The organism is Pseudomonas sp. B14-6 (assembly GCF_013260315.1).
Classification (GTDB): domain Bacteria; phylum Pseudomonadota; class Gammaproteobacteria; order Pseudomonadales; family Pseudomonadaceae; genus Aquipseudomonas; species Aquipseudomonas mandelii.
The window spans coordinates 4,204,277-4,223,653 of the sequence record NZ_CP053929.1; the positions used below are offsets into that span (position 1 = coordinate 4,204,277).

Annotated in this window: 19 protein-coding genes; 7 read left to right on the forward strand and 12 right to left on the reverse strand. The window is 60.3% G+C overall.

Annotated features, from left to right (window positions below):
• Nucleotides 1-28 precede the first annotated feature (28 nt).
• On the forward strand, nt 29-700 hold the full coding sequence (gene rpiA / locus HP062_RS19310) for a ribose-5-phosphate isomerase RpiA (RefSeq protein WP_010466726.1): 672 nt from the start codon (nt 29-31) through the stop codon (nt 698-700).
• A gap of 123 nt (nt 701-823) precedes the next feature.
• On the opposite strand, the gene HP062_RS19315 is transcribed toward rpiA, so the two are convergent.
• The 4 genes from HP062_RS19315 to HP062_RS19330 form a co-directional block, all read right to left on the reverse strand.
• Nucleotides 824-1,741, reverse strand: coding sequence for an SdiA-regulated domain-containing protein (locus HP062_RS19315; protein ID WP_010466724.1), 918 nt, complete (start codon nt 1,739-1,741; stop codon nt 824-826).
• A gap of 105 nt (nt 1,742-1,846) precedes the next feature.
• Nucleotides 1,847-2,776 (reverse strand): SdiA-regulated domain-containing protein, encoded by a 930-nt coding sequence (locus tag HP062_RS19320; protein ID WP_154502110.1) that lies wholly within the window; start codon nt 2,774-2,776, stop codon nt 1,847-1,849.
• 254 nt (nt 2,777-3,030) lie between these two features.
• The gene (locus tag HP062_RS19325) at nt 3,031-3,696 is read right to left on the reverse strand and encodes a fumarylacetoacetate hydrolase family protein (RefSeq protein WP_010466720.1); all 666 of its coding nucleotides are present in this window, start codon (nt 3,694-3,696) and stop codon (nt 3,031-3,033) included.
• Between the two features lie 22 nt (nt 3,697-3,718).
• Nucleotides 3,719-5,113 carry an FAD-binding oxidoreductase gene (locus HP062_RS19330; RefSeq protein WP_010466719.1) on the reverse strand — a complete coding sequence of 465 codons (1,395 nt, stop codon included), beginning with the start codon at nt 5,111-5,113 and terminating at the stop codon, nt 3,719-3,721.
• 363 nt (nt 5,114-5,476) lie between these two features.
• Here HP062_RS19330 and serA point away from each other — a divergent pair, with 363 nt between their 5' ends.
• Nucleotides 5,477-6,706, forward strand: coding sequence for a phosphoglycerate dehydrogenase (serA, locus tag HP062_RS19335; RefSeq protein WP_010466716.1), 1,230 nt, complete (start codon nt 5,477-5,479; stop codon nt 6,704-6,706).
• 60 nt (nt 6,707-6,766) lie between these two features.
• Here the strand turns inward: serA and HP062_RS19340 are convergent, their stop codons facing one another.
• Complete coding sequence (locus HP062_RS19340) at nt 6,767-7,192, reverse strand: DUF4399 domain-containing protein (RefSeq protein ID WP_010466714.1); 426 nt, start codon at nt 7,190-7,192, stop codon at nt 6,767-6,769.
• 136 nt (nt 7,193-7,328) lie between these two features.
• On the opposite strand from HP062_RS19340, the gene HP062_RS19345 reads away from it, so the two are divergent.
• Entirely contained in the window at nt 7,329-7,913 is a 585-nt protein-coding gene (locus HP062_RS19345; RefSeq protein ID WP_102594809.1) for a transporter substrate-binding domain-containing protein, read from the forward strand.
• Nucleotides 7,914-8,038: 125 nt separating this feature from the next.
• Here the strand turns inward: HP062_RS19345 and HP062_RS19350 are convergent, their stop codons facing one another.
• Entirely contained in the window at nt 8,039-8,524 is a 486-nt protein-coding gene (locus HP062_RS19350; protein WP_102594808.1) for a DUF523 domain-containing protein, read from the reverse strand.
• A gap of 2 nt (nt 8,525-8,526) precedes the next feature.
• Nucleotides 8,527-9,159, reverse strand: coding sequence for a 2OG-Fe(II) oxygenase (locus tag HP062_RS19355; RefSeq protein ID WP_042932493.1), 633 nt, complete (start codon nt 9,157-9,159; stop codon nt 8,527-8,529).
• A 123-nt stretch (nt 9,160-9,282) separates the two neighbouring features.
• Here HP062_RS19355 and HP062_RS19360 point away from each other — a divergent pair, with 123 nt between their 5' ends.
• A complete protein-coding gene (locus HP062_RS19360) occupies nt 9,283-10,035 on the forward strand; it encodes a DUF2059 domain-containing protein (protein ID WP_169857161.1) in 753 nt (250 codons plus the stop codon).
• 50 nt (nt 10,036-10,085) lie between these two features.
• Here HP062_RS19360 and HP062_RS19365 read toward each other — a convergent pair whose 3' ends face one another.
• Complete coding sequence (locus HP062_RS19365) at nt 10,086-11,033, reverse strand: alpha/beta hydrolase (protein WP_169857162.1); 948 nt, start codon at nt 11,031-11,033, stop codon at nt 10,086-10,088.
• A 98-nt stretch (nt 11,034-11,131) separates the two neighbouring features.
• On the opposite strand from HP062_RS19365, the gene HP062_RS19370 reads away from it, so the two are divergent.
• Nucleotides 11,132-11,710 carry a DUF6436 domain-containing protein gene (locus HP062_RS19370; RefSeq protein ID WP_083375517.1) on the forward strand — a complete coding sequence of 193 codons (579 nt, stop codon included), beginning with the start codon at nt 11,132-11,134 and terminating at the stop codon, nt 11,708-11,710.
• Nucleotides 11,711-11,812: 102 nt separating this feature from the next.
• A complete protein-coding gene (locus tag HP062_RS19375) occupies nt 11,813-14,224 on the forward strand; it encodes a penicillin acylase family protein (protein ID WP_172791890.1) in 2,412 nt (803 codons plus the stop codon).
• 127 nt (nt 14,225-14,351) lie between these two features.
• Here HP062_RS19375 and HP062_RS19380 read toward each other — a convergent pair whose 3' ends face one another.
• On the reverse strand, nt 14,352-15,317 hold the full coding sequence (locus HP062_RS19380) for a GlxA family transcriptional regulator (protein WP_172791891.1): 966 nt from the start codon (nt 15,315-15,317) through the stop codon (nt 14,352-14,354).
• A gap of 336 nt (nt 15,318-15,653) precedes the next feature.
• On the opposite strand from HP062_RS19380, the gene HP062_RS19385 reads away from it, so the two are divergent.
• A complete protein-coding gene (locus HP062_RS19385; RefSeq protein WP_077747187.1) occupies nt 15,654-16,295 on the forward strand; it encodes an HD domain-containing protein in 642 nt (213 codons plus the stop codon).
• 132 nt (nt 16,296-16,427) lie between these two features.
• Here the strand turns inward: HP062_RS19385 and HP062_RS19390 are convergent, their stop codons facing one another.
• Genes HP062_RS19390 through HP062_RS19400 form a run of 3 tightly spaced genes read right to left on the reverse strand, consistent with a single transcriptional unit; the run spans nt 16,428 to nt 19,377 of the window.
• Complete coding sequence (locus tag HP062_RS19390; RefSeq protein WP_010466694.1) at nt 16,428-17,321, reverse strand: ABC transporter permease subunit; 894 nt, start codon at nt 17,319-17,321, stop codon at nt 16,428-16,430.
• Complete coding sequence (locus HP062_RS19395) at nt 17,318-18,199, reverse strand: ABC transporter permease subunit (RefSeq protein ID WP_169857238.1); 882 nt, start codon at nt 18,197-18,199, stop codon at nt 17,318-17,320. Before HP062_RS19395 ends, HP062_RS19390 begins: the two co-directional genes overlap by 4 nt.
• Before the next feature lie 35 nt (nt 18,200-18,234).
• Nucleotides 18,235-19,377, reverse strand: coding sequence for an ABC transporter ATP-binding protein (locus HP062_RS19400; RefSeq protein WP_010466690.1), 1,143 nt, complete (start codon nt 19,375-19,377; stop codon nt 18,235-18,237).

Below are 19,377 nucleotides of genomic sequence, written 5' to 3' on the forward strand. Positions count from 1 at the left end.
TTCCCTCCTTCGGCACCTCGGAGCCCGCATGACCCAGGATCAACTCAAACAGGCAGTGGCTCAGGCCGCCGTCGACTTCATCCTCCCGAAACTCGACGACAAGAGCATTGTCGGGGTCGGCACCGGCTCCACCGCCAACTGCTTCATCGACGCCCTGGCCAAGCACAAAGGCGCGTTTGACGGCGCGGTCGCCAGCTCCGAAGCCACCGCCGCTCGCCTCAAGGGCCACGGCATTCCGGTGTATGAGCTGAACACCGTCAGCGACCTGGAGTTTTATGTCGACGGCGCCGATGAAAGCGACGAGCACCTGAACTTGATCAAGGGCGGCGGCGCGGCCCTGACCCGCGAGAAAATTGTCGCGGCCGTGGCCAAGACCTTCATCTGCATCGCCGACGCCAGCAAACTGGTGCCGGTGCTCGGCGCGTTCCCGCTGCCGGTCGAAGTGATCCCGATGGCCCGCAGCCATGTGGCCCGCGAGCTGGTGAAGCTCGGCGGCGACCCGGTCTACCGTGAAGGCGTGTTGACCGACAACGGCAACATCATCCTCGACGTGTTCAACATGCAGATCACCAACCCGGTGGAGCTCGAGGCGCAGATCAACGCCATTGTGGGCGTGGTCACCAATGGTTTGTTCGCGGCGCGTCCGGCGGATTTGCTGCTGCTGGGCACTAGCGAAGGCGTGAAAACCCTCAAGGCCTGACCCCGCACTCCCAGTAGGAGCGAAGCTTGCTCGCGAAGAGGCCGTCACATTCAACATCTCTGTCGATTGTTACGGCCTCTTCGCGAGCAAGCTTCGCTCCTACAATAGGTTTTGCGGTGTTTGTTAGTTCTGCGCTGGTTTTTTGAAGACGTAGAACAGGTTCGGCTCGCTCACCAGGTACATCGTGCCATCGTCATCCATGGCGATGCCTTCCGCTTGCGGCACGGTCTTCTGCAACCCCTGTCGCCCCTTGCTCAGCGACATGGTGCTCAGCGGTCGCCCGTCCACATCCAGTTCCAGAATCAGCCGCGACTCGTCGGACAGCGCCAGCAAATGGCCGCTGCGCTCGTCGTATTGCAGGCTCGACAGGTCTCGCACGAACATCCCGGCATCGCGCTTGGGGTTGTTGACCACGTGCACCGCGTAGGATTTCTCCGGGTTGTAATGCGGGAAGCCCTGCACTTCGTAGATCAACATCGGGTCGCGCTCTTTGGCGACGAACAGGCGCTTGCCCACCGAATCGTAAGCCAGGCCTTCGAAACCCTTGTTGCCGCTCATGTGCACGCCGAGGGTCATCTGCTCGGCGTCCGCCGCGTCGAGGAACGTCGTGTCCTTATCCAGATGAATCTTGATCAGCCGCTGCTGGCGTTCATCGGTGATCACGTATGTGTCGGCGCTGATGAACTCCACCGCCTCCGGATCACCGAAGCCGACCAGCGAAATGCGTCGGACGATCCGCCCGTCCAGCGACAGCTCGATCAGCTCGGCGTTTTTGTTGGTGACGGTAAACAGGCTTTTGCGCACCGGATCGAAGGTCAGCGCCGACACGTCGTCGTTCAGCCCGTCAATGACCCGGGCTTCGATCTCCACCCGGTATTGATCCAGGCCGATGGACTCGCTGCTTAAAGGTTGCCAGAGGGTGTGCAGGTTGAACCAGGCGCGCTCGAACAGACGCATGTATTGGCCAACCGCAATCAGCGCGACCAGTGCAATGACTGTCAGGATCAAAATAAGGGGTTTGGGACGGGCAAGTCGGCGCATTCAGGCGGGCTCGGAAACAGAAACAGGCGGATGAAATATCACGCCTGTATGAATTCAAGCTTAATGGCCAGTTGCCTTTGACCACAACGCCTGGATTCTGAGCGCCTATTTCTGCTTTTCGAAACGGTAGAACAGGTTCGGCTCACTCACCATGTACAGCGTGCCCGCCTCGTCCATGGTCACGCCTTCGGCGCGCGGAATGGTCTTCTTCAAGCCGTTGAAGCCGCCCAGCAAGGTCATGAAGCTGACCTGCTCGCCCTTCTCGTCCAGTTCCAGCAACAAGTGGGAATCGGCGGACAGCACCAGGGTGTGGCCTGTGCGCGGGTCGATGGCCAGTCCCGAGAGGTTGCGGATGTCGAGTTCGTCATTGGCGAGTTTCTGCTTGTCGCCCTTGAGGGTCTGGCTGCCGTCGCTTTTCCAGCTGAACAGCGCAGGCGGACGCTCCTCACCCAGGAGGATTTGCTGATTGCGCGGGTCATAGACGATGGCTTCGAAGGCCTTGTTCTGGTCTTTCGAAGGGCCGAGGTCGTATTTAGGGAAGTTGGCGATGTTCAGTTCACGCGTGTCGGCATCGACCTTGACGATGGAGAGCATATGCTCACGCTCATCGACGATGGCCAGCAGACCATTGCCCATCATGGTCAGGCCTTCAGGGTTGCTCCAGCCCACCAGCGGCATCTTGCGCAGGACATCGCCTTGCAAGGTCAGCTCAACGAGGAACGGGTTTTTGCCCATGACCGAAAACAGGGTTTTGGTGTGCGGGTTGTAGGCCAGGTCCGACGCTTCGTCCTTCTCCATGCCCGGCAGCAGCTTGGCGTCGATCACTGCGCGGTAATCCGGTAGCCAGATACTTTCCTGACGCTCGGCCGGGCTTTCAAAACGCTCATGCAGCCAGAGCACACCGCGATCGTCCCAATGCATCGCAAAGGCGAGGCCATAAACGGCGACAGCCACCAGCAAAAGCCAGGAATACCAACGCATGACAAAGCGCGAGCGGCGGGCAGTTTTGACAGTGGGCAGCGGTCGGGTGGCCATTCAGGATGCGTTCCAGAAATTCAGGCTACGGGTAATAGCACAATTGGGACCGGCTCAGACGCCGGAATCCGCGGAATTATCCAGACAAGATGTGAAAAAAACGGGAAATGGCGGGATTGCCCTTCTGCGGGCCACCACAAACCGATGTCGGAGCGAGCCTGCTCGCGATGAGGGCGTGTCAGTCAACAGAGATGTCGAATGACAGGCCGGTATCGCGAGCAGGCTCACGCCTACAGGGTTTTGCGGTGTTTGGGTTAACGGACGCTGCTGGTGAAACTGCTCGCGCCGGACAGTTCGATCACCAGTTCATCACCGACATTCAGCGGGCCAACGCCCACTGGCGTGCCGGTCAGGATCACGTCCCCGGCCTGCAGCGAGAAGCAACCGGCCATGTGCTGGATCATCGGCACGATCGGGTTGAGCATGGCGCTGCTGTTGCCATCCTGGCGCACTTCGCCATTGATGGTCAGGCGAATGCCGATGTCAGTCAGGTCGGCAAAGGTGCTGCCGGACACGAACGGCGCAATCACCGCCGCGCCGTCGAAGGACTTGGCGATTTCCCACGGCAGGCCCTTGGATTTCAGCTCGGCCTGCTTGTCGCGCAACGTCAGGTCCAGGGCCGGGGCGAAACCGGAAATCGCATCCAGCACTTCTTCACGGCTTGGCTTGGTCGACAACGGCTTGCCGATCAACACCGCGATTTCCGCTTCGTAATGCACCGAACCGCGCTCGGTCGGAATGCTGAACCCGCCTTCCAGCGGCACCACGCAACTGCCTGGCTTGATGAACAGCAGCGGCTCGGTAGGCACCGGATTGTCCAGTTCCTTGGCGTGTTCGGCGTAGTTACGGCCGATGCACACCACTTTCCCCAGCGGGAAGTGAATACGCGTACCGTCGACATACTGGTGCTGATAGCTCATTACCGACTCCTGTTCCGTTGATTCAAACAGCGAAGATTTTGCCCGGGTTCATGATGCCGTTCGGGTCGAACACCGCCTTGACGGCTTTCATGTATTCGATCTCGACCGGCGAGCGGCTGTAGGTTAAATAATCACGCTTGGTCATGCCCACGCCGTGTTCGGCGGAAATCGAGCCGTTGTACTTCTCGACGGTTTCGAACACCCATTTGTTGACGGTGGCGCACTTGGCGAAGAACTCGTCCTTGCTCAGGTTTTCCGGCTTGAGGATGTTCAAGTGCAGGTTGCCGTCGCCGATGTGGCCGAACCAGACGATTTCGAAATCCGGGTAGTGTTCGCCGACAATTGCGTCGATTTCCTTCAGGAATGCCGGGACTTTCGACACGGTGACCGAAATGTCGTTCTTGTATGGCGTCCAGTGGGAAATGGTTTCGGAAATGTATTCGCGTAGTTTCCACAGGTTCTGCAGCTGGGTTTCGCTCTGGCTCATGACGCCGTCCAGCACCCAGCCCTGCTCAACGCAGTGCTCAAAGGTTTCCAGGGCGTGGTTGGCCACTTCTTCGGTGGTCGCTTCGAATTCCAGCAGCGCGTAGAACGGGCAATCGGTTTCAAACGCCGCCGGCACGTCGCCGCGGGCCATGACCTTGGCCAGGGCCTTGTCGGAGAAGAACTCGAAGGCGGTCAGGTCGAGTTTGCTCTGGAACGCGTGCAGCACCGGCATGATCGAGTCGAAATCGGCGGTGCCGAGGACCATCGCGGTGAGATTTTTCGGCGCACGGTCCAGGCGCATGGTTGCTTCGACGACAAACCCGAGGGTGCCTTCGGCGCCGATGAACAGCTGACGCAGGTCGTAGCCGGTGGCGTTCTTGATCAGGTCGCGGTTCAGTTCCAGCAGATCGCCCTTGCCGGTGACGACTTTCATGCCGGCTACCCAGTTGCGGGTCATGCCGTAGCGAATCACCTTGATCCCGCCGGCATTGGTGCCGATATTGCCGCCAATCTGGCTCGAACCCGCCGACGCAAAATCCACGGGGTAATACAGGCCTTTTTCTTCAGCCACGTTCTGCAGATGCTCGGTGACCACGCCTGGCTGGCACACGGCCGTGCGGTCGGTCAGGTTCACGTCGAGAATCTGGTTCATGTAGTCGAACGACACGACCACTTCACCATTGGCCGCCACCGCAGCGGCGGAAAGACCGGTACGACCGCCGGACGGCACCAGCGCCACCTTGTGCGTGTTGGCCCAACGGACAATGGCCTGGACCTGCTCGGTGGTCTTGGGGAACACGATGGCGGTCGGGGCCGGGGCGAAATGCTTGGTCCAATCCTTGCCATAAGTATTCAGGGAGTCGGCGTCGGTCAACACCTTGCCAGGCTCAACCAGGGTCTTCAGCTCATCAATCAGGGCAGGATTGGTCATCGACAGAACTCTCGAACAATTCATGGTCATCCTGAGAACGCTTCACGTCGCAGGAATGAGTGTTTAGCGGGGTGCGTATGCTAGCATACCGACCCCGCAGGGTAGTGCCCAACGGCTATTCTGCGGTGACGGCATTCTTGCCGTCCGGGTCAGCGTTATGTGCCCTGTTTTATACGTACGATCCTCTTTTGACGAGTGGCTGTTGTCGTCAGGCAAGGCGCCGCGACGAGTCATAGCCCGCTATGGCGAGGAGCGGCAACGCAGCATGACGGCAACAGACGCCGTCAAAAAGGATCAGTACGTATAAGACAGGGCACCCTGACTATTTCCTGCCATTTTTCTCCGGGATACAGGTTTACGCAGATGAGCAAGACTTCTCTCGATAAGAGCAAGATCAAGTTCCTTCTTCTCGAAGGCGTCCACCAATCGGCTGTCGACGTCCTCAAGTCGGCGGGCTACACCAGCATCGAGTACCTCACTGGTTCTCTGCCGGAAGCCCAGCTGAAGGAAAAGATCGCTGATGCGCACTTCATCGGCATTCGCTCTCGCACTCAACTGACCGAAGAGATCTTCGATCACGCGAAGAAGCTCGTGGCTGTGGGGTGTTTCTGCATCGGCACCAACCAGGTCGACCTGAACGCGGCGCGCGAACGCGGCATCGCGGTGTTCAACGCCCCGTACTCCAACACTCGCTCCGTTGCCGAGCTGGTGCTGGCCGAAGCGATCCTGTTGCTGCGCGGCATTCCTGAGAAAAACGCATCCTGCCACCGTGGCGGCTGGATCAAGAGCGCGGCCAACTCCTTCGAGATCCGCGGCAAGAAGCTGGGCATCGTCGGCTACGGCTCGATCGGCACTCAACTGTCGGTCCTGGCGGAAGGCCTGGGCATGCAGGTGTACTTCTACGACACCGTGACCAAGCTGCCATTGGGCAATGCAACCCAGGTCGGTAACCTGACCGAGCTTCTGGGCATGTCCGACATCGTTACCCTGCACGTTCCGGAAACCGCGGCGACCCAGTGGATGATCGGCGAGAAGGAAATCCGCGCCATAAAGAAGGGCGGCATTCTGATCAACGCCGCACGCGGCACCGTGGTCGAACTGGACGCCCTGGCGGACGCGATCAAGGACAAGCACCTGATCGGCGCGGCCATCGACGTGTTCCCGGTGGAGCCACGCTCCAACGACGAAGAGTTCGAAAGCCCGCTGCGTGGCCTGGACAACGTGATCCTGACCCCGCACATCGGTGGTTCCACCGCCGAGGCGCAGGCCAACATCGGTCTGGAAGTGGCAGAAAAACTGGTCAAGTACAGCGACAACGGCACCTCGGTGTCTTCGGTGAACTTCCCGGAAGTGGCCCTGCCGGCTCACCCTGGCAAGCACCGCCTGCTGCACATCCACCAGAACATTCCGGGTGTGATGAGCGAGATCAACAAGGTCTTCGCCGAAAACGGCATCAACATCTCCGGTCAGTTCCTGCAGACCAACGAGAAAGTCGGCTACGTGGTCATCGACGTAGACGCCGATTACTCGGAAATCGCCCAGGAGAAACTGCAGCACATCAACGGCACTATTCGTTGCCGCGTGTTGTTCTGACAGTGACTTGAGCGACAAAAAAAGGAGCCCTTCGGGGCTCCTTTTTCATGCGCTACCGTGTCATTTGACGTTGACGGTGATCTTCTTCGACACGATGGGCGGATCGAACGGCATGTGTCCGCTGTCGCCCAGCTCAAGCTGCAAGGTGTGTTTGCCCGGGGCCAGTTTGATTTCGGCCTGGGTCTGCGCCTTGCCGAAGTGCATGTGGTTAGCATCCAGCGGAATCGGTGCGCCGGCGGCCGGCAGTTTGTCGACATCGATCAGCAAGTGGTGGTGACCGGTGTTCTTGGTGACATCCCCGGCCGGTGCCAGGGCGATGTCCTTGACGCCGAATTTGACGGTGAAGGTTTCCGGGACAGTGGCGCCGTCTGCGGGAGATACGATAAACACTTCTGCACCCTTGGGCGCCGGAGTCGCAGCCGTTGCCAGCATCGAAGCACTCAGCAGCAGCCCAGCGAATGCTGCTCGTGACATAAACGTTTTCATTCTCTTCTCCAGTTTTTCCGTAAAATCCGCGTGGCCGAGACAACTTCACGGCCATTTGTTGTCGAAGGACCTCGACAACCATAGCAAAGCGAGCCTGAATCAGAGCATCGCGATAAATGTATTCAAAGGAGTGACCATGCGCTTTTTGCCTGGCCTGATCTGCCTGCTACCCCTTTTGAGCCCTTTGGCCCATGCCGAACTGATTGACGATGTAAACGATCGGGGCGAACTGCGTATTGCCCTTGAGGCTAATACACCCCCCTTCAATTTCAAGGACGAGGGCAAACTCACCGGCTTCGAAGTGGAATTGGGCCAACAGCTGGCCAACGAACTGGACGTGCGGGCCGACTTCGTCGTGACCGATTCCAGCGACCTGTTGTCCGGCGTTGAAACCGGCAAGTACGACATCGCCATCAACCACATAGCAATGACCCCGGATCTCAAGGATCGTTTCGACTTCACCGAGCCTTACATTCAAACCAATGCGCAATTGATCGCGCAGAAAGAAGAGCCGCGTTCGATCCTGTTGGTGCAGTCGCTGACGGAAGAAAAGCCGAAAACCGCCCCGGCTGTGGATTTGGCGATTCCGTTTCAGAAGGGTAACCCGGCGTTTCACGCCAGCCTGGAAGCTGCGTTGAAGCGGATCAAGGCGGATGGTCGACTGGAGGCGCTGGAGCAGAAGTGGTTTGGGGCGGATGCGAGTGTGACGCCCAAACCCTGATCCCGGACTGACGACCAACCCTATAGGAGTGAGCCTGCTCGCGATAGCGGCCTAACATTCAACATCACCGTTGACTGGTATGGCCTCATCGCGAGCAGGCTCACTCCTGCAGGGTGTGTAGGTGGTTAGTCTTGCGCGGTCAATGCAGCGGACGCTTCGGCCAGCTCCAACTCACTGAAGACTTGCACACCATGGCGCTTGAGCAACGCCGCCGTCACCCCCTCGCCGCTGACCTTCACACCGCTGAAGCTCCCGTCATACGTCAGCAAGTTCCCGCACGACGGGCTGTTGGCCTTGAGCACGGCGATGCGGATGCCGTGCTTTCGCACCAACTCCAGCGCCTGATAAGCCCCCGAGAGAAACTCGGCGCTGACGTCCTCACCCTCGGTAGTGATGACGGAGGCGTGGCCATCCAGCACTTCACCGCCCTGCCCGCCCGGAATTTCCGCTGCGGCCCTGGGTGTTGGCAAACCACCGGCAACCTCCGGGCACAACGGCACCACGCGACCTTCATCGAGCCACTGTTGAAGCTGATCGAACGGCCCGCTCGCCCCGCCGTCGTAACGCACGCGATGGCCCAGCAGGCAGCGGCTTACCAGAATCTTCTGCATGATCAGAACGGCTCGTTACCGCGGCGCCGGAACCAGCCCGTCAATGAAAGGCGATCCCGGGTCGCGGGCAGGACTTCGTGAGGCACCTCGCCTGACAGAAACACCACCAGGCATCCGCCAGTGGGCACCACGTCGTGTTCGACGCCGTCCTCCAAATACATGCGCAACTGGCCTCCGTGCTCGGGCAGCCAGCCGTCATTGAGGTAGATCACCGCCGAAACCATGCGCCGGTCGTCATCCCGAAAACGATCGACATGCTTGAGGTAAAACGCACCGGGCGGGTACAGGGCGAAATGGCTTTCGAAATCTTCCAGGCCCAGGTACAACCCGCGATTCATCGCCTCGCGCAGGCTGTCCATCAAGCTCAGGTAACTGTCGCACGCCAACGCCTGGCCGGGCTCGATCCACTGGATGTGGTCGCCGCGGATCCCCTCGCGAATCTCCGACGTCGGCCCTCGCCCCACGGCCGCCGGGGCCAATTCGCCCTCGGCTGCACGTTTACGGCACTCAGCCGCCAGTTCCCGGGTCAGACCCAGAGGCAGGAAAATATTCTGCTGCGACCAGCCGCGCTCGGCCAGGTCGTCGACGATACGTAACAGCAGCGGGTGATCAGAGGATATTTGCATGGCGCGCATAGTATTCCTGTGCCTGCAAATCCGACAGAGCCGCGCGGCGGAGGATTTGTCGGATTACTGATACGAATTCTCGACAAGTACGAAAGCCGCACGGAGAATAGTCGCCTGCTGACAGGAGTCCCTATGCGCCGTTTGTTTTTTTCATTGCTGATGCTCTGTGTGTTGCCCGCTTGGGCAGACGGCCACGACCAGTTGTACAAGGTCGCCGGTTGGCCAGATCAGCGCGCGCATTTTAACGACGCCCTCTCTGCCGCTCAGCAGCGCTACCAGAACAGCCTGCCACCGGCGGTGTTTCAAGCCTTGGTGAACAACAGCAATCAACGTTTCGCCTCCCAGGCCGTGGACCAGCGCGCCGAAGCTCAATTGCGTAAAAGCCTCGCCGATCCGCAACCTGCGCTGACCTTCTTTCAATCGCCCCTGGGCAAGAAAATCGTCGCCGCCGAATTGCTGGCGACCCGTCGCGATCAACTGGCGAAAAACGCCAAGGGTTTGCCGAAGATTCAGGCCAGTGACAGCCGTCTGCTGATCATCGGCCACCTGGCCCAGGCCCTGCCCGCTCGCGAGGCTGGTGCGGAAGTCAGCCTGGCGATCGCCGGTGTCGCGGCTGACAGCCTGAGTTCGATGATCCCGGGGTTGCTCGGTGGCGGTCAGGCGCAAGGGGTGTTGAACGGACAGCGCCAGCGTTTGATGGAACAGATTGGTGCTGATCTGAACAACACGCTGTTGTATGTGTATCGCGATCTGTCGGATGAAGAACTGGAAGAGTTCGCCACGTTTGCCGAGTCCACCGAGGGCAAGGCGTATTACCAGGCAGCGCTGGCAGCCATTCGGGCGGGGTTGGCGGTGGGGCAGGATCCAGCGAATCTCAATCAGTAATCTTTAGCGCCTGATACACCGACTTGCCCGCGATGAGGCCCTCACTTGCGCTAAAGATTCCGACCCTTGATCCGCTTGGTCAAAAACCCGAAATACTCCCGCCGCAACCCAACCGTCTCATTCGCCAGATGATGCCGCGCCTCTGGCAGCATCAATACCTGCGGCCGATCAAACTTGGCCTTCAACACCTCAAGGTTATGCTCCCAATCCACCGTCATGTCCGACTGCCCCTGCACAATCAGCGGTCGCCGTGGACTGTTCGGTGCCGCCTCGATTCGCTTGATCCACCGCGCCAACGCACCGACCCACGCCGTTGGCAGTCGCAGCGCTTGCAACGGATCGGCTTGCAGGAACGACAGGAACTCAGGGTCGTTGGAATTCTCGCTGAAGCGCCGGGCAATGCCGTTCACGAAAGGCTTGAGCAGGTAATAACTGAGCTGCGACCAGCCCCAGGCGCGCGGCCGAACCAGCGGTGACAGCAGAATCACCTGACCCTGGGCCGGACTGTCTGCACCGTGGTTAAGTACATGATCGATCACGATCGCCCCGCCAGTACTTTGCCCGCACAGGTGCCACGGCTGTGGGAGGTCAAGCGACTGCGCCTCGGCAAGCAACCCTTCCAGGGTGTGCTGATACTCGGCGAAATCCTTGATGCTCGCCCGCTCGCCACTGGACAGACCATGCCCCGGCAAGTCGCAGGCAATCACTGCGAAGCCCTGATCCAGCGCCCACTCGATCACATGCCGGTAGAGCCCGGTGTGGTCGTAGAAGCCATGGAACATAAACAGCGTCGCCTTCGCCTGGTCAGGCCACCAGACCTGGCTGACCACTTCATAGCCATCGACCTCGAAACGCCCCAATCCGCGGCGCAGCATTCGCCCCGGAAAATCCAGCCCGTAAAACCGCTGATAGGCCAGCGCCTCCACCGAAAGCGGCTGCCATTCGGCCAATGGCCGCAGGCTGGCGCGCAAATGATCGGGGTCGAAAGTGGCAGACATGAGCTATTTCCAGAGCGTTAAACAGACTTTATGGGCCTGCGATATTCATCTGTCGCGGCAAGCATGGCAAGCTAGCCGACCTTCGAGGATTGAAACCCATGCGCCCGGCCTACCGCACCACACTGCTTGCCAGCCTGCTCGCCCTCGTGTGTGCCGGCGTCTTGTGGGCGGCCTATGACTGGTTTCAGGGGCGCTACCTGCGCGCATTCAGTTCGCACACCGCGTTATTTTCCGGTGATCCGCTGCGCCTGCCCGCCGACCTCGCCGGCCCCGGCGCCATACGCCTGGTGCACTTCTGGGACCCGGCCTGCCCGTGCAATGTCGGCAACCAGCAACACCTGACTGAACTGGTCGATCAATACGTACCGCAGGGCGTGGAGTTTTACGCGGTCCAAAAACCCGGCAGCCACGGTCAGTTGCCCAGCACCTTGAGCCGCCTGAAAACCATCACCGTTCTCCCGGGTTCCGAACAGATCCCCGCCAGCCCGGCGGTGGCGATCTGGGACCGCAGCGGCAAACTGGCCTACTTCGGCCCGTACAGCGAAGGCCTGACCTGCAATTCGAACAACAGCTTTATCGAGCCCATCCTGCAAGCACTCAGCGAAGGTCGTGCGGTGGGCGCCACCCATACGCTGGCGGTCGGTTGCTACTGTCCTTGGCCGGAGGAAGCGAAGTAAGGCAATCCTGACTTTTCCAGGACCGCGATGCCCGGTACAGAAGGTCTGTGCTACATGTTTGCAGCCCGCACGGGCGGCAATCCCGAAGAACAAGGAGTCACCATGAAACGCGTCCTGACCGTACTTGTATTGCTGATCGTCACGCTCGTCATCGGGGTCGGCGGGTACGTGTACATCAAGCAGCCGACGCGCCAGGGCCAGGTGGAGTTGCAGCATCTTCAGGGCTCGGTGACCGTGCGTTACGACGAGCGCGGCGTGCCGCATATCCGCGCCGAAAACGAAACCGACCTCTACCGCACCCTCGGCTACGTGCAGGCTCAGGATCGGTTGTTCCAGATGGAAGCCATGCGCCGCCTCGCCCGGGGTGAGCTGGCCGAAATCCTCGGTCCGAAACTGATCGACACCGACAAACTGTTCCGCAGCTTGCGTATCCGGGAGCGCGCCGAGAGTTATGTGGCCGCACTGGATCGTCAGTCACCGGCATGGAAGGCGCTGGAAGCCTATCTGGATGGCATCAACCAGTATCAGGACACTCACGCGGCGCCCGTGGAGTTCGACGTGCTGGGCATCCACAAGCGCCCGTTCACCGCCGAAGACAGCATCAGCGTCGCCGGTTACATGGCGTACAGTTTTGCCGCCGCGTTTCGCACCGAACCTTTACTGACGTTTGTGCGCGACCAACTGGGTGTCGAGTACCTGAGTGTTTTCGAACTCGACTGGCAGCCCAAAGGCGTATTGGCCAAGACGCGCTCAACACCCGGCCCCGCCCTCGCTGCCGGTGACTGGAAAGACCTGAACGCCCTCGCCCGCCTGAGCGAACAGGCCTTGGCCGACAACGGCCTGCCGCAGTTCGAAGGCAGCAACGCCTGGGTGATTGCCGGCAACCGCAGCAAAAGCGGCAAGCCGCTGCTGGCCGGTGACCCGCACATTCGCTTCTCGGTGCCGTCGGTATGGTACGAGGCGCAATTGTCGGCGCCGGGCTTCGAGCTCTACGGTCATCATCAGGCGCTGGTGCCGTTTGCCTTTCTCGGCCACAACCTGGACTTCGGCTGGAGCCTGACGATGTTCCAGAACGACGACCTCGACCTGATCGCCGAGAAGATCAACCCGGACAACCCGAACCAGGTCTGGTATCGCGGCAAATGGGTCGACATGGTCAACACCGAGCAACAGATCGCGGTGAAAGGCCAGGCGCCGGTCACCCTGAAGCTGCGCCAGTCGCCCCACGGTCCGATCATCAACGATGTGCTGGGCAGCGCCGCCGGCAAGACACCGGTGTCCATGTGGTGGGCGTTCCTTGAAACGCCGAACCCGATCCTCGAAGGTTTCTACCAGCTCAACCGCGCCGACACCCTGGCCAAGGCCCGCGCCGCAGCGGCCAAGGTTCAGGCACCGGGATTGAACATCGTCTACGCCAACGCCAAGGGCGACATCGGTTGGTGGGCCTCGGCGCTGCTGCCCAAGCGTGCGGCCGGGGTGAAGCCCGGTTTCATCCTCGACGGCAGCACCAATCAGGCGGACAAGGAGGGTTTCTACCCGTTCAGCGCCAACCCGCAGGAAGAAAATCCGGCGCGCGGCTACATCGTCTCGGCGAACTTTCAGCCCGTTTCGCCGACTGGCATGGAGATTCCCGGTTACTACAACCTCGCCGATCGCGGCCAGCAACTCAATCATCAGCTCAGCGACAAGAGCGTGAAATGGGACAACGAGGCCAACCAGAAGCTGCAACTGGGCACCACCACCGCCTACGGCCCGCGTCTGTTGGCGCCGCTGTTGCCGGTACTGCGTGAAGGGGTGAGCGATCCCGCCGAACTGAAACTGGTCGAGCAACTGGCGCAATGGAAAGGCGATTACCCGCTGGATTCCACCAGCGCCACGCTGTTCAACCAGTTCCTGTTCAACCTGGCCGACGCGACGATGCACGATGAGCTGGGGAATGATTTTTTCGAGACCCTGCTCTCGACTCGCGTGATCGACGCTGCGCTACCCCGCCTGGCCGCGACGGCCGATTCGCCGTGGTGGGACAACCGCAACACCCTCGGCAAGGAAACCCGCGCCGATACAGTGAAAGTGGCCTGGCAAGCGAGCATCGCCCACCTAAAGACGACCCTTGGCCCTGACGTCGCGCACTGGCAGTGGGGCAAGGCGCACACCCTGACCCACGATCACCCTTTGGGCGTGCAGAAGCCGCTGGACCGAATCTTCAACGTCGGCCCGTTCGCGGCGCCCGGCACCCATGAAGTGCCGAACAACCTCTCGGCCAAGATCGGCCCGGCGCCGTGGCCGGTGACGTATGGCCCGTCGACGCGGCGCCTGGTGGACTTTGCCGACCCGGCCCACAGCCTGACCATCAACCCGGTCGGCCAGAGCGGCGTGCCGTTCGACAGCCACTACGAAGACCAGGCCGAGGCGTATGTCGAAGGGATTTACTACGAGGCGCACTTCAATAACGAAGAAGTCACGGCCAATACGCGCAGTACGTTGAAGCTGTTGCCGGCGCGAAGTGCTCAATAGTTTTGTATTGGCTGGACTGGCCTCATCGCCAGCAGGCTGGCTCCCACAGTGATCCTGTACACGCAGATCCATTGTGGGAGCCAGCCTGCTGGCGATGAGGCCCGCAAGAACAACGCCTGTTCATGGCTCAAACCATCGCCGCAAAATTCAGCCTGAACTGCTGCGGCGTCACTCCCAATCGGCGACTGAACACCGTGCGCATGTGCTGGGCATCGCGAAACCCGCATTGATACGCCACCGTTTTGAGCGGTGAATGGGTGCTTTCAAGCAGCACCCGCGCCGCGTCCACCCTCGCCCGCTCGACGAATTCCGCCGGAGTGATTTTCGCCTCCTTGGCGAACACCCGGGAAAAGTTGCGGGCACTCATGTTGGCCGCGTTCGCCAGATCGGCAATGGTCAGGTCGCCGGTCAGGTTGGCCAGGACGTAGAGTTGCACCAGTGCCACCGCCGACGTCGGTTCGGCGTGGGGTGTGAGGAACGGGCTGAACTGCGATTGCCCGCCCGAGCGTTGGGTGAACACCACCAGCCGCTTGGCCACGCTCAACGCCACTTCCGGCCCATGGTCCCGGGCCAACAGGTACAACGACAAATCAATCCCCGCCGTGACGCCGGCCGAGGTGAAGAGCTCACCGTCCTGAACGTAGAGGCGATCGGCATCGACCTGAGTCGATGGGCACGCTGTCGCCAACGCCGCGGCATCATCCCAATGGGTGGTGACGGTCCGTCCTTCGAGCAATCCGGCCCGGGCCAGCATGAACGCGCCGTTGCAGATCGAACCAAATCGTTGCGCCCGCGCACAGGCATCGCGCAACCAGTCATCGAAGGCGGCGCCAAAATCCAGGAACGGCAATTGCGGCCCGCCGGCCACCAGCAGCAAGTCATAAGCCTCCAGCGCTTCGCTGAAATGCCGATGGGCATTGAGCGACAAACCGTTGGAGCACGCCATCATCCCGTGCTCGACGCCGATAACCTCTAGCCGGTAATGGTCATGCGGTTCGAGGAAGCGATTGGCTTCGCAAAACACATCCATGGGACCGGTGACGTCCAACGACTGGACGCCAGCGAACACTACGATGGCAACGGTTTTACTCATGGTTGGACTGCCTCTACGGGTCACACTTACCTGTGGCGAGGGAGCTTACTCCCGCTGGAGTGCGCAGCACTCCCATTCCTGTCACTACTGTTTGCCTGGTGTAATTGAGTTGCAGGTTTTGGAGCCGCTTCGCAGCCCAGCGGGAGCAAGCTCCCTCGCCACAAAAGCGTATTCGCCGGTACCAAACTTAGCCAACCCGGGCGCAACAAGCGAGGTTGGCGCGATTTGCATGCTCATTGGCCGGGATCGCAGCCATGGATCGATTGTCCGGTTTTGGAGGCCGGAACAGACTTGTTCCATCAGCGCCGCCACGGCGTTCCCCACGAGGAAAGCACCATGAGCAGCATCATTGCCGGTATCAAAATCCCCGACAGCGCGTTGGCCAAGGCCACCACCGAATACATTCGCGACGCCGAGTCCGATTTGCTTTACCACCATTCGCGCCGGGTGTTTCTGTTCGGCGCCTTGAGCGGTGAGCGCAAGCAGTTGGCCTACGATCCAGAGATGCTCTACGTCGGCGCCATGTTCCATGACCTGGGCCTGGTGGAAGGTCATCGCACGGACAACGAGCGCTTCGAAGTCGATAGCGCCAACGCCGCCAAAGCGTTCCTCAAGCCGTATGGGTTGTCGGATGGCGATATCGAGCAGGTGTGGCTTTCGATTGCCCTGCACACCACGCCGGGCGTACCGCAACACTTGCGGCCTAATGTGGCATTGGTCACGGCCGGTGTGGAAATGGATGTGCTGGGTATCGATTACGCCGCGTTTCCCACCGTGCAGCGTGAGGAAGTGGTGCATGCGCACCCACGGGGCGAGGGGTTCAAGGAATGCATCCTGTGCGCGTTCGCCAACGGCTTCAAACACAAACCGGATACCACGTTCGGCACGGTGAACGCAGATGTGCTGGTGGACAGCGAGCCGGGGTTCAAGCCGATGAACTTCGTCGAGATCATCCGCAAGTCTCCCTGGATGTCCTAAAACAACTGTGGGAGCGAGCCTGCTCGCGAATGCGGTGTGTCAGTCGACATCTCTATCAACTGACACGACCTCATCGCGAGCAGGCTCGCTCCCACACTGGATCGGGGTTGGCCACATAATCGTGGCCAACCATCAAGCCGCTTCCGGCGCCTGCTGGGCGCGACGCACGTCCGGTTGTTTCCAGGAGTCGGCCGCGCTTTCTTCGATCGCCTGCTGGATCGCACGCTTGCGCGCTTCTTCGGCACGGCGGCTGAAGAACCAGACCAGGAAGGTCATCAGCGAAACCGCCAGCAGAATCAGGCTGGCCACGGCGTTGATCTCGGGTTTAACCCCAAGGCGCACCGCCGAGAACACTTCCATCGGCAGGGTCGTGGAGCCCGGGCCCGACACGAAGCTCGCCAACACCAGGTCATCCAGGGACAGGGCGAACGACATCATGCCGCCGGCACCCAGGGATGGCGCGATCATCGGGATGGTGATCAAGAAGAACACCTTCCATGGCCGCGCACCGAGGTCCATGGCCGCCTCTTCGATGGACAGGTCCAGCTCACGCAAGCGCGCCGACACCACCACCGCCACATACGCCGCACAGAACGTGGTGTGAGCGATCCAGATGGTGACAATGCCCCGTTCCTGTGGCCAACCGATCATCTGCGCCATGGCCACGAACAGCAGCAACAGCGACAGACCGGTGATCACTTCGGGCATCACCAGCGGCGCGGTGACCAGGCCGCCGAACAGCGTGCGACCCTTAAAGTGGGTGATACGGGTCAGCACAAATGCCGCCAACGTACCCAATGCCACCGCCGCCACCGCCGTGTAGCAGGCGATTTCCAGCGAGCGCACCACCGAGCCCATCAATTGAGTGTTGTCCATCAAACCGACGTACCACTTGATCGACCAGCCGCCCCACACCGTCACCAGTTTCGAGGCGTTGAACGAGTAGATCACCAGGATCAGCATCGGCGCGTAGATGAACAGCAAGCCCGCGATCAGCATGAAACTCGAGAAACGGAAGCGCTTCATTCTTTACCCTCCATTTCCTTGGCCTGACTGCGGTTGAACAGAATAATCGGCACAATCAGGATCGCCAGCATCACCACCGCCAGGGCGGACGCCACCGGCCAGTCGCGGTTGTTGAAGAATTCTTGCCAGAGCACTTTACCGATCATCAGGGTTTCCGGACCGCCCAGCAGTTCCGGGATCACGAACTCGCCCACCACCGGAATGAACACCAGCATGCAGCCGGCGACGATGCCGTTCTTCGACAGCGGAATAGTGATCTTCCAGAAGCTGTTGAACGTGCTCGAACCCAGGTCCGACGCAGCTTCCAGCAGACTGTTGTCGTGCTTCACCAGGTTGGCGTAAAGCGGCAGGATCATGAACGGCAGGTACGAATAGACCACGCCGATGTACACGGCGAGGTTGGTGTTGAGGATCTGCAGCGGTTCGTCGATCCAGCCCATGGTCATCAGGAAACCGTTGAGCAGGCCGTTGTTGCTGAGGATGCCCATCCACGCATACACGCGGATCAGGATCGCCGTCCAGGTCGGCATCATGATCAGCAGCACCAGCACCGTTTGCAGCTCTTTGCGGGCACTGGCGATGGCGTAGGCCATCGGGTAGCCAATCAACAGGCAGAGGACGGTGCTGATCAGCGCCATCTTCAGCGAGCCAAGGTAGGCAGCGATGTACAACTCGTCGCCGGCCAGCATCGCGTAGTTGCTCAGGTTAAGCAGCAACTGCACCTTCTGGTCGATGTAGCTGTAGATTTCGGTGTACGGAGGAATGGCTACGTCGGCTTCAGCGAAGCTGATCTTCAGGACGATGAAGAACGGCAGCATGAAGAACAGGAACAGCCAAATGAACGGAACCCCGATGACCAGCTGGCGCCCACCGGGAATTATTCGATTGAGGCGGCGTTTGAATTTGCGCATGTTCATGAGCGAAGTACCACGCCGCTATCGTCTTCCCAGTACACGTAGACCTGGTCACCCCAGGTTGGGCGCTGGCCACGGCGCTCGGCGTTGGCGACGAACGACTGGACGATCTTGCCGCTCGGCAGCTCGACGTAGAACACCGAGTGACCGCCGAGGTAGGCGATGTCGTGCACCTTGCCGCTGGACCAGTTGTATTCGCAGGTCGGCATGGTCGGGGTCACCAGCAGTTTTTCCGGACGGATCGCGTAGGTCACGGATTTGTCCTGCACCGAGGTGCTGATGCCGTGGCCCACGTAGATCTTCCGGTCGAGGTCCTTGCAGGTGATGATCGCGTGCCCCTCGGCGTCATCGATCACTTCACCGTCGAAGATGTTGACGTTGCCGATGAACTCGCAGACCAGGCGGCTGGTCGGGGTTTCGTAGATGTCGATCGGGCTGCCGATCTGAGCGATCCAGCCCAGGTGCATGATCGCAATGCGCTCGGCCATGGTCATGGCCTCTTCCTGATCGTGGGTCACCATGACGCAGGTCACGCCGACGCGCTCGATGATCTCGACCAGTTCCAGCTGCATTTGCGAACGTAGCTTCTTGTCCAGCGCACCCATCGGCTCGTCGAGCAGCAACAGCTTCGGCCGCTTGGCCAACGAGCGCGCCAGGGCCACACGCTGACGCTGGCCACCGGACAACTGATGCGGCTTGCGTTTGGCGTACTGGGTCATCTGAACCAGCTTGAGCATGTCTGCGACACGGGCATCGACTTCAGAGGCGGGCAGCTTGTCCTGCTTGAGGCCGAAGGCGATGTTCTGCGCCACGGTCATGTGCGGGAACAACGCGTAGGACTGGAACATCATGTTGATCGGCCGCTCGTATGGCGGCATGTCAGTGATGTCTACGCCATCGAGGTAAATGCGCCCCTCCGTGGGCCGTTCGAAGCCTGCGAGCATGCGCAGCAACGTGGATTTGCCCGATCCAGAACCGCCGAGCAAGGCGAAAATCTCGCCTTTCTTGATTTCCAGGGACACATCGTCCACGGCAATCGTCTCGTCGAACTTCTTCGTGACCCGGTCGATTTTGACCAGCACCTGTTTAGGTGTCTGGTCGCCCTCGAGGGCTTTCTTATAGGCGCCGGAGGCAACTGCCAT

What these genes read in the sequence shown, in the direction of transcription:
- HP062_RS19350 (WP_102594808.1), bottom strand. Translation starts at nt 8,524, where the DNA reads ATGCAGAAGATTCTGGTAAGCCGCTGCCTGCTGGGCCATCGCGTGCGT.
- rpiA (WP_010466726.1), top strand. Translation starts at nt 29, where the DNA reads ATGACCCAGGATCAACTCAAACAGGCAGTGGCTCAGGCCGCCGTCGAC.
- HP062_RS19375 (WP_172791890.1), top strand. Translation starts at nt 11,813, where the DNA reads ATGAAACGCGTCCTGACCGTACTTGTATTGCTGATCGTCACGCTCGTC.
- HP062_RS19325 (WP_010466720.1), bottom strand. Translation starts at nt 3,696, where the DNA reads ATGAGCTATCAGCACCAGTATGTCGACGGTACGCGTATTCACTTCCCG.
- HP062_RS19370 (WP_083375517.1), top strand. Translation starts at nt 11,132, where the DNA reads ATGCGCCCGGCCTACCGCACCACACTGCTTGCCAGCCTGCTCGCCCTC.
- HP062_RS19360 (WP_169857161.1), top strand. Translation starts at nt 9,283, where the DNA reads ATGCGCCGTTTGTTTTTTTCATTGCTGATGCTCTGTGTGTTGCCCGCT.
- HP062_RS19345 (WP_102594809.1), top strand. Translation starts at nt 7,329, where the DNA reads ATGCGCTTTTTGCCTGGCCTGATCTGCCTGCTACCCCTTTTGAGCCCT.
- HP062_RS19380 (WP_172791891.1), bottom strand. Translation starts at nt 15,317, where the DNA reads ATGAGTAAAACCGTTGCCATCGTAGTGTTCGCTGGCGTCCAGTCGTTG.
- HP062_RS19330 (WP_010466719.1), bottom strand. Translation starts at nt 5,113, where the DNA reads ATGACCAATCCTGCCCTGATTGATGAGCTGAAGACCCTGGTTGAGCCT.
- HP062_RS19390 (WP_010466694.1), bottom strand. Translation starts at nt 17,321, where the DNA reads ATGAAGCGCTTCCGTTTCTCGAGTTTCATGCTGATCGCGGGCTTGCTG.
- HP062_RS19320 (WP_154502110.1), bottom strand. Translation starts at nt 2,776, where the DNA reads ATGGCCACCCGACCGCTGCCCACTGTCAAAACTGCCCGCCGCTCGCGC.
- HP062_RS19385 (WP_077747187.1), top strand. Translation starts at nt 15,654, where the DNA reads ATGAGCAGCATCATTGCCGGTATCAAAATCCCCGACAGCGCGTTGGCC.
- HP062_RS19355 (WP_042932493.1), bottom strand. Translation starts at nt 9,159, where the DNA reads ATGCGCGCCATGCAAATATCCTCTGATCACCCGCTGCTGTTACGTATC.
- HP062_RS19400 (WP_010466690.1), bottom strand. Translation starts at nt 19,377, where the DNA reads ATGGCAGTTGCCTCCGGCGCCTATAAGAAAGCCCTCGAGGGCGACCAG.
- HP062_RS19340 (WP_010466714.1), bottom strand. Translation starts at nt 7,192, where the DNA reads ATGAAAACGTTTATGTCACGAGCAGCATTCGCTGGGCTGCTGCTGAGT.
- serA (WP_010466716.1), top strand. Translation starts at nt 5,477, where the DNA reads ATGAGCAAGACTTCTCTCGATAAGAGCAAGATCAAGTTCCTTCTTCTC.
- HP062_RS19365 (WP_169857162.1), bottom strand. Translation starts at nt 11,033, where the DNA reads ATGTCTGCCACTTTCGACCCCGATCATTTGCGCGCCAGCCTGCGGCCA.
- HP062_RS19315 (WP_010466724.1), bottom strand. Translation starts at nt 1,741, where the DNA reads ATGCGCCGACTTGCCCGTCCCAAACCCCTTATTTTGATCCTGACAGTC.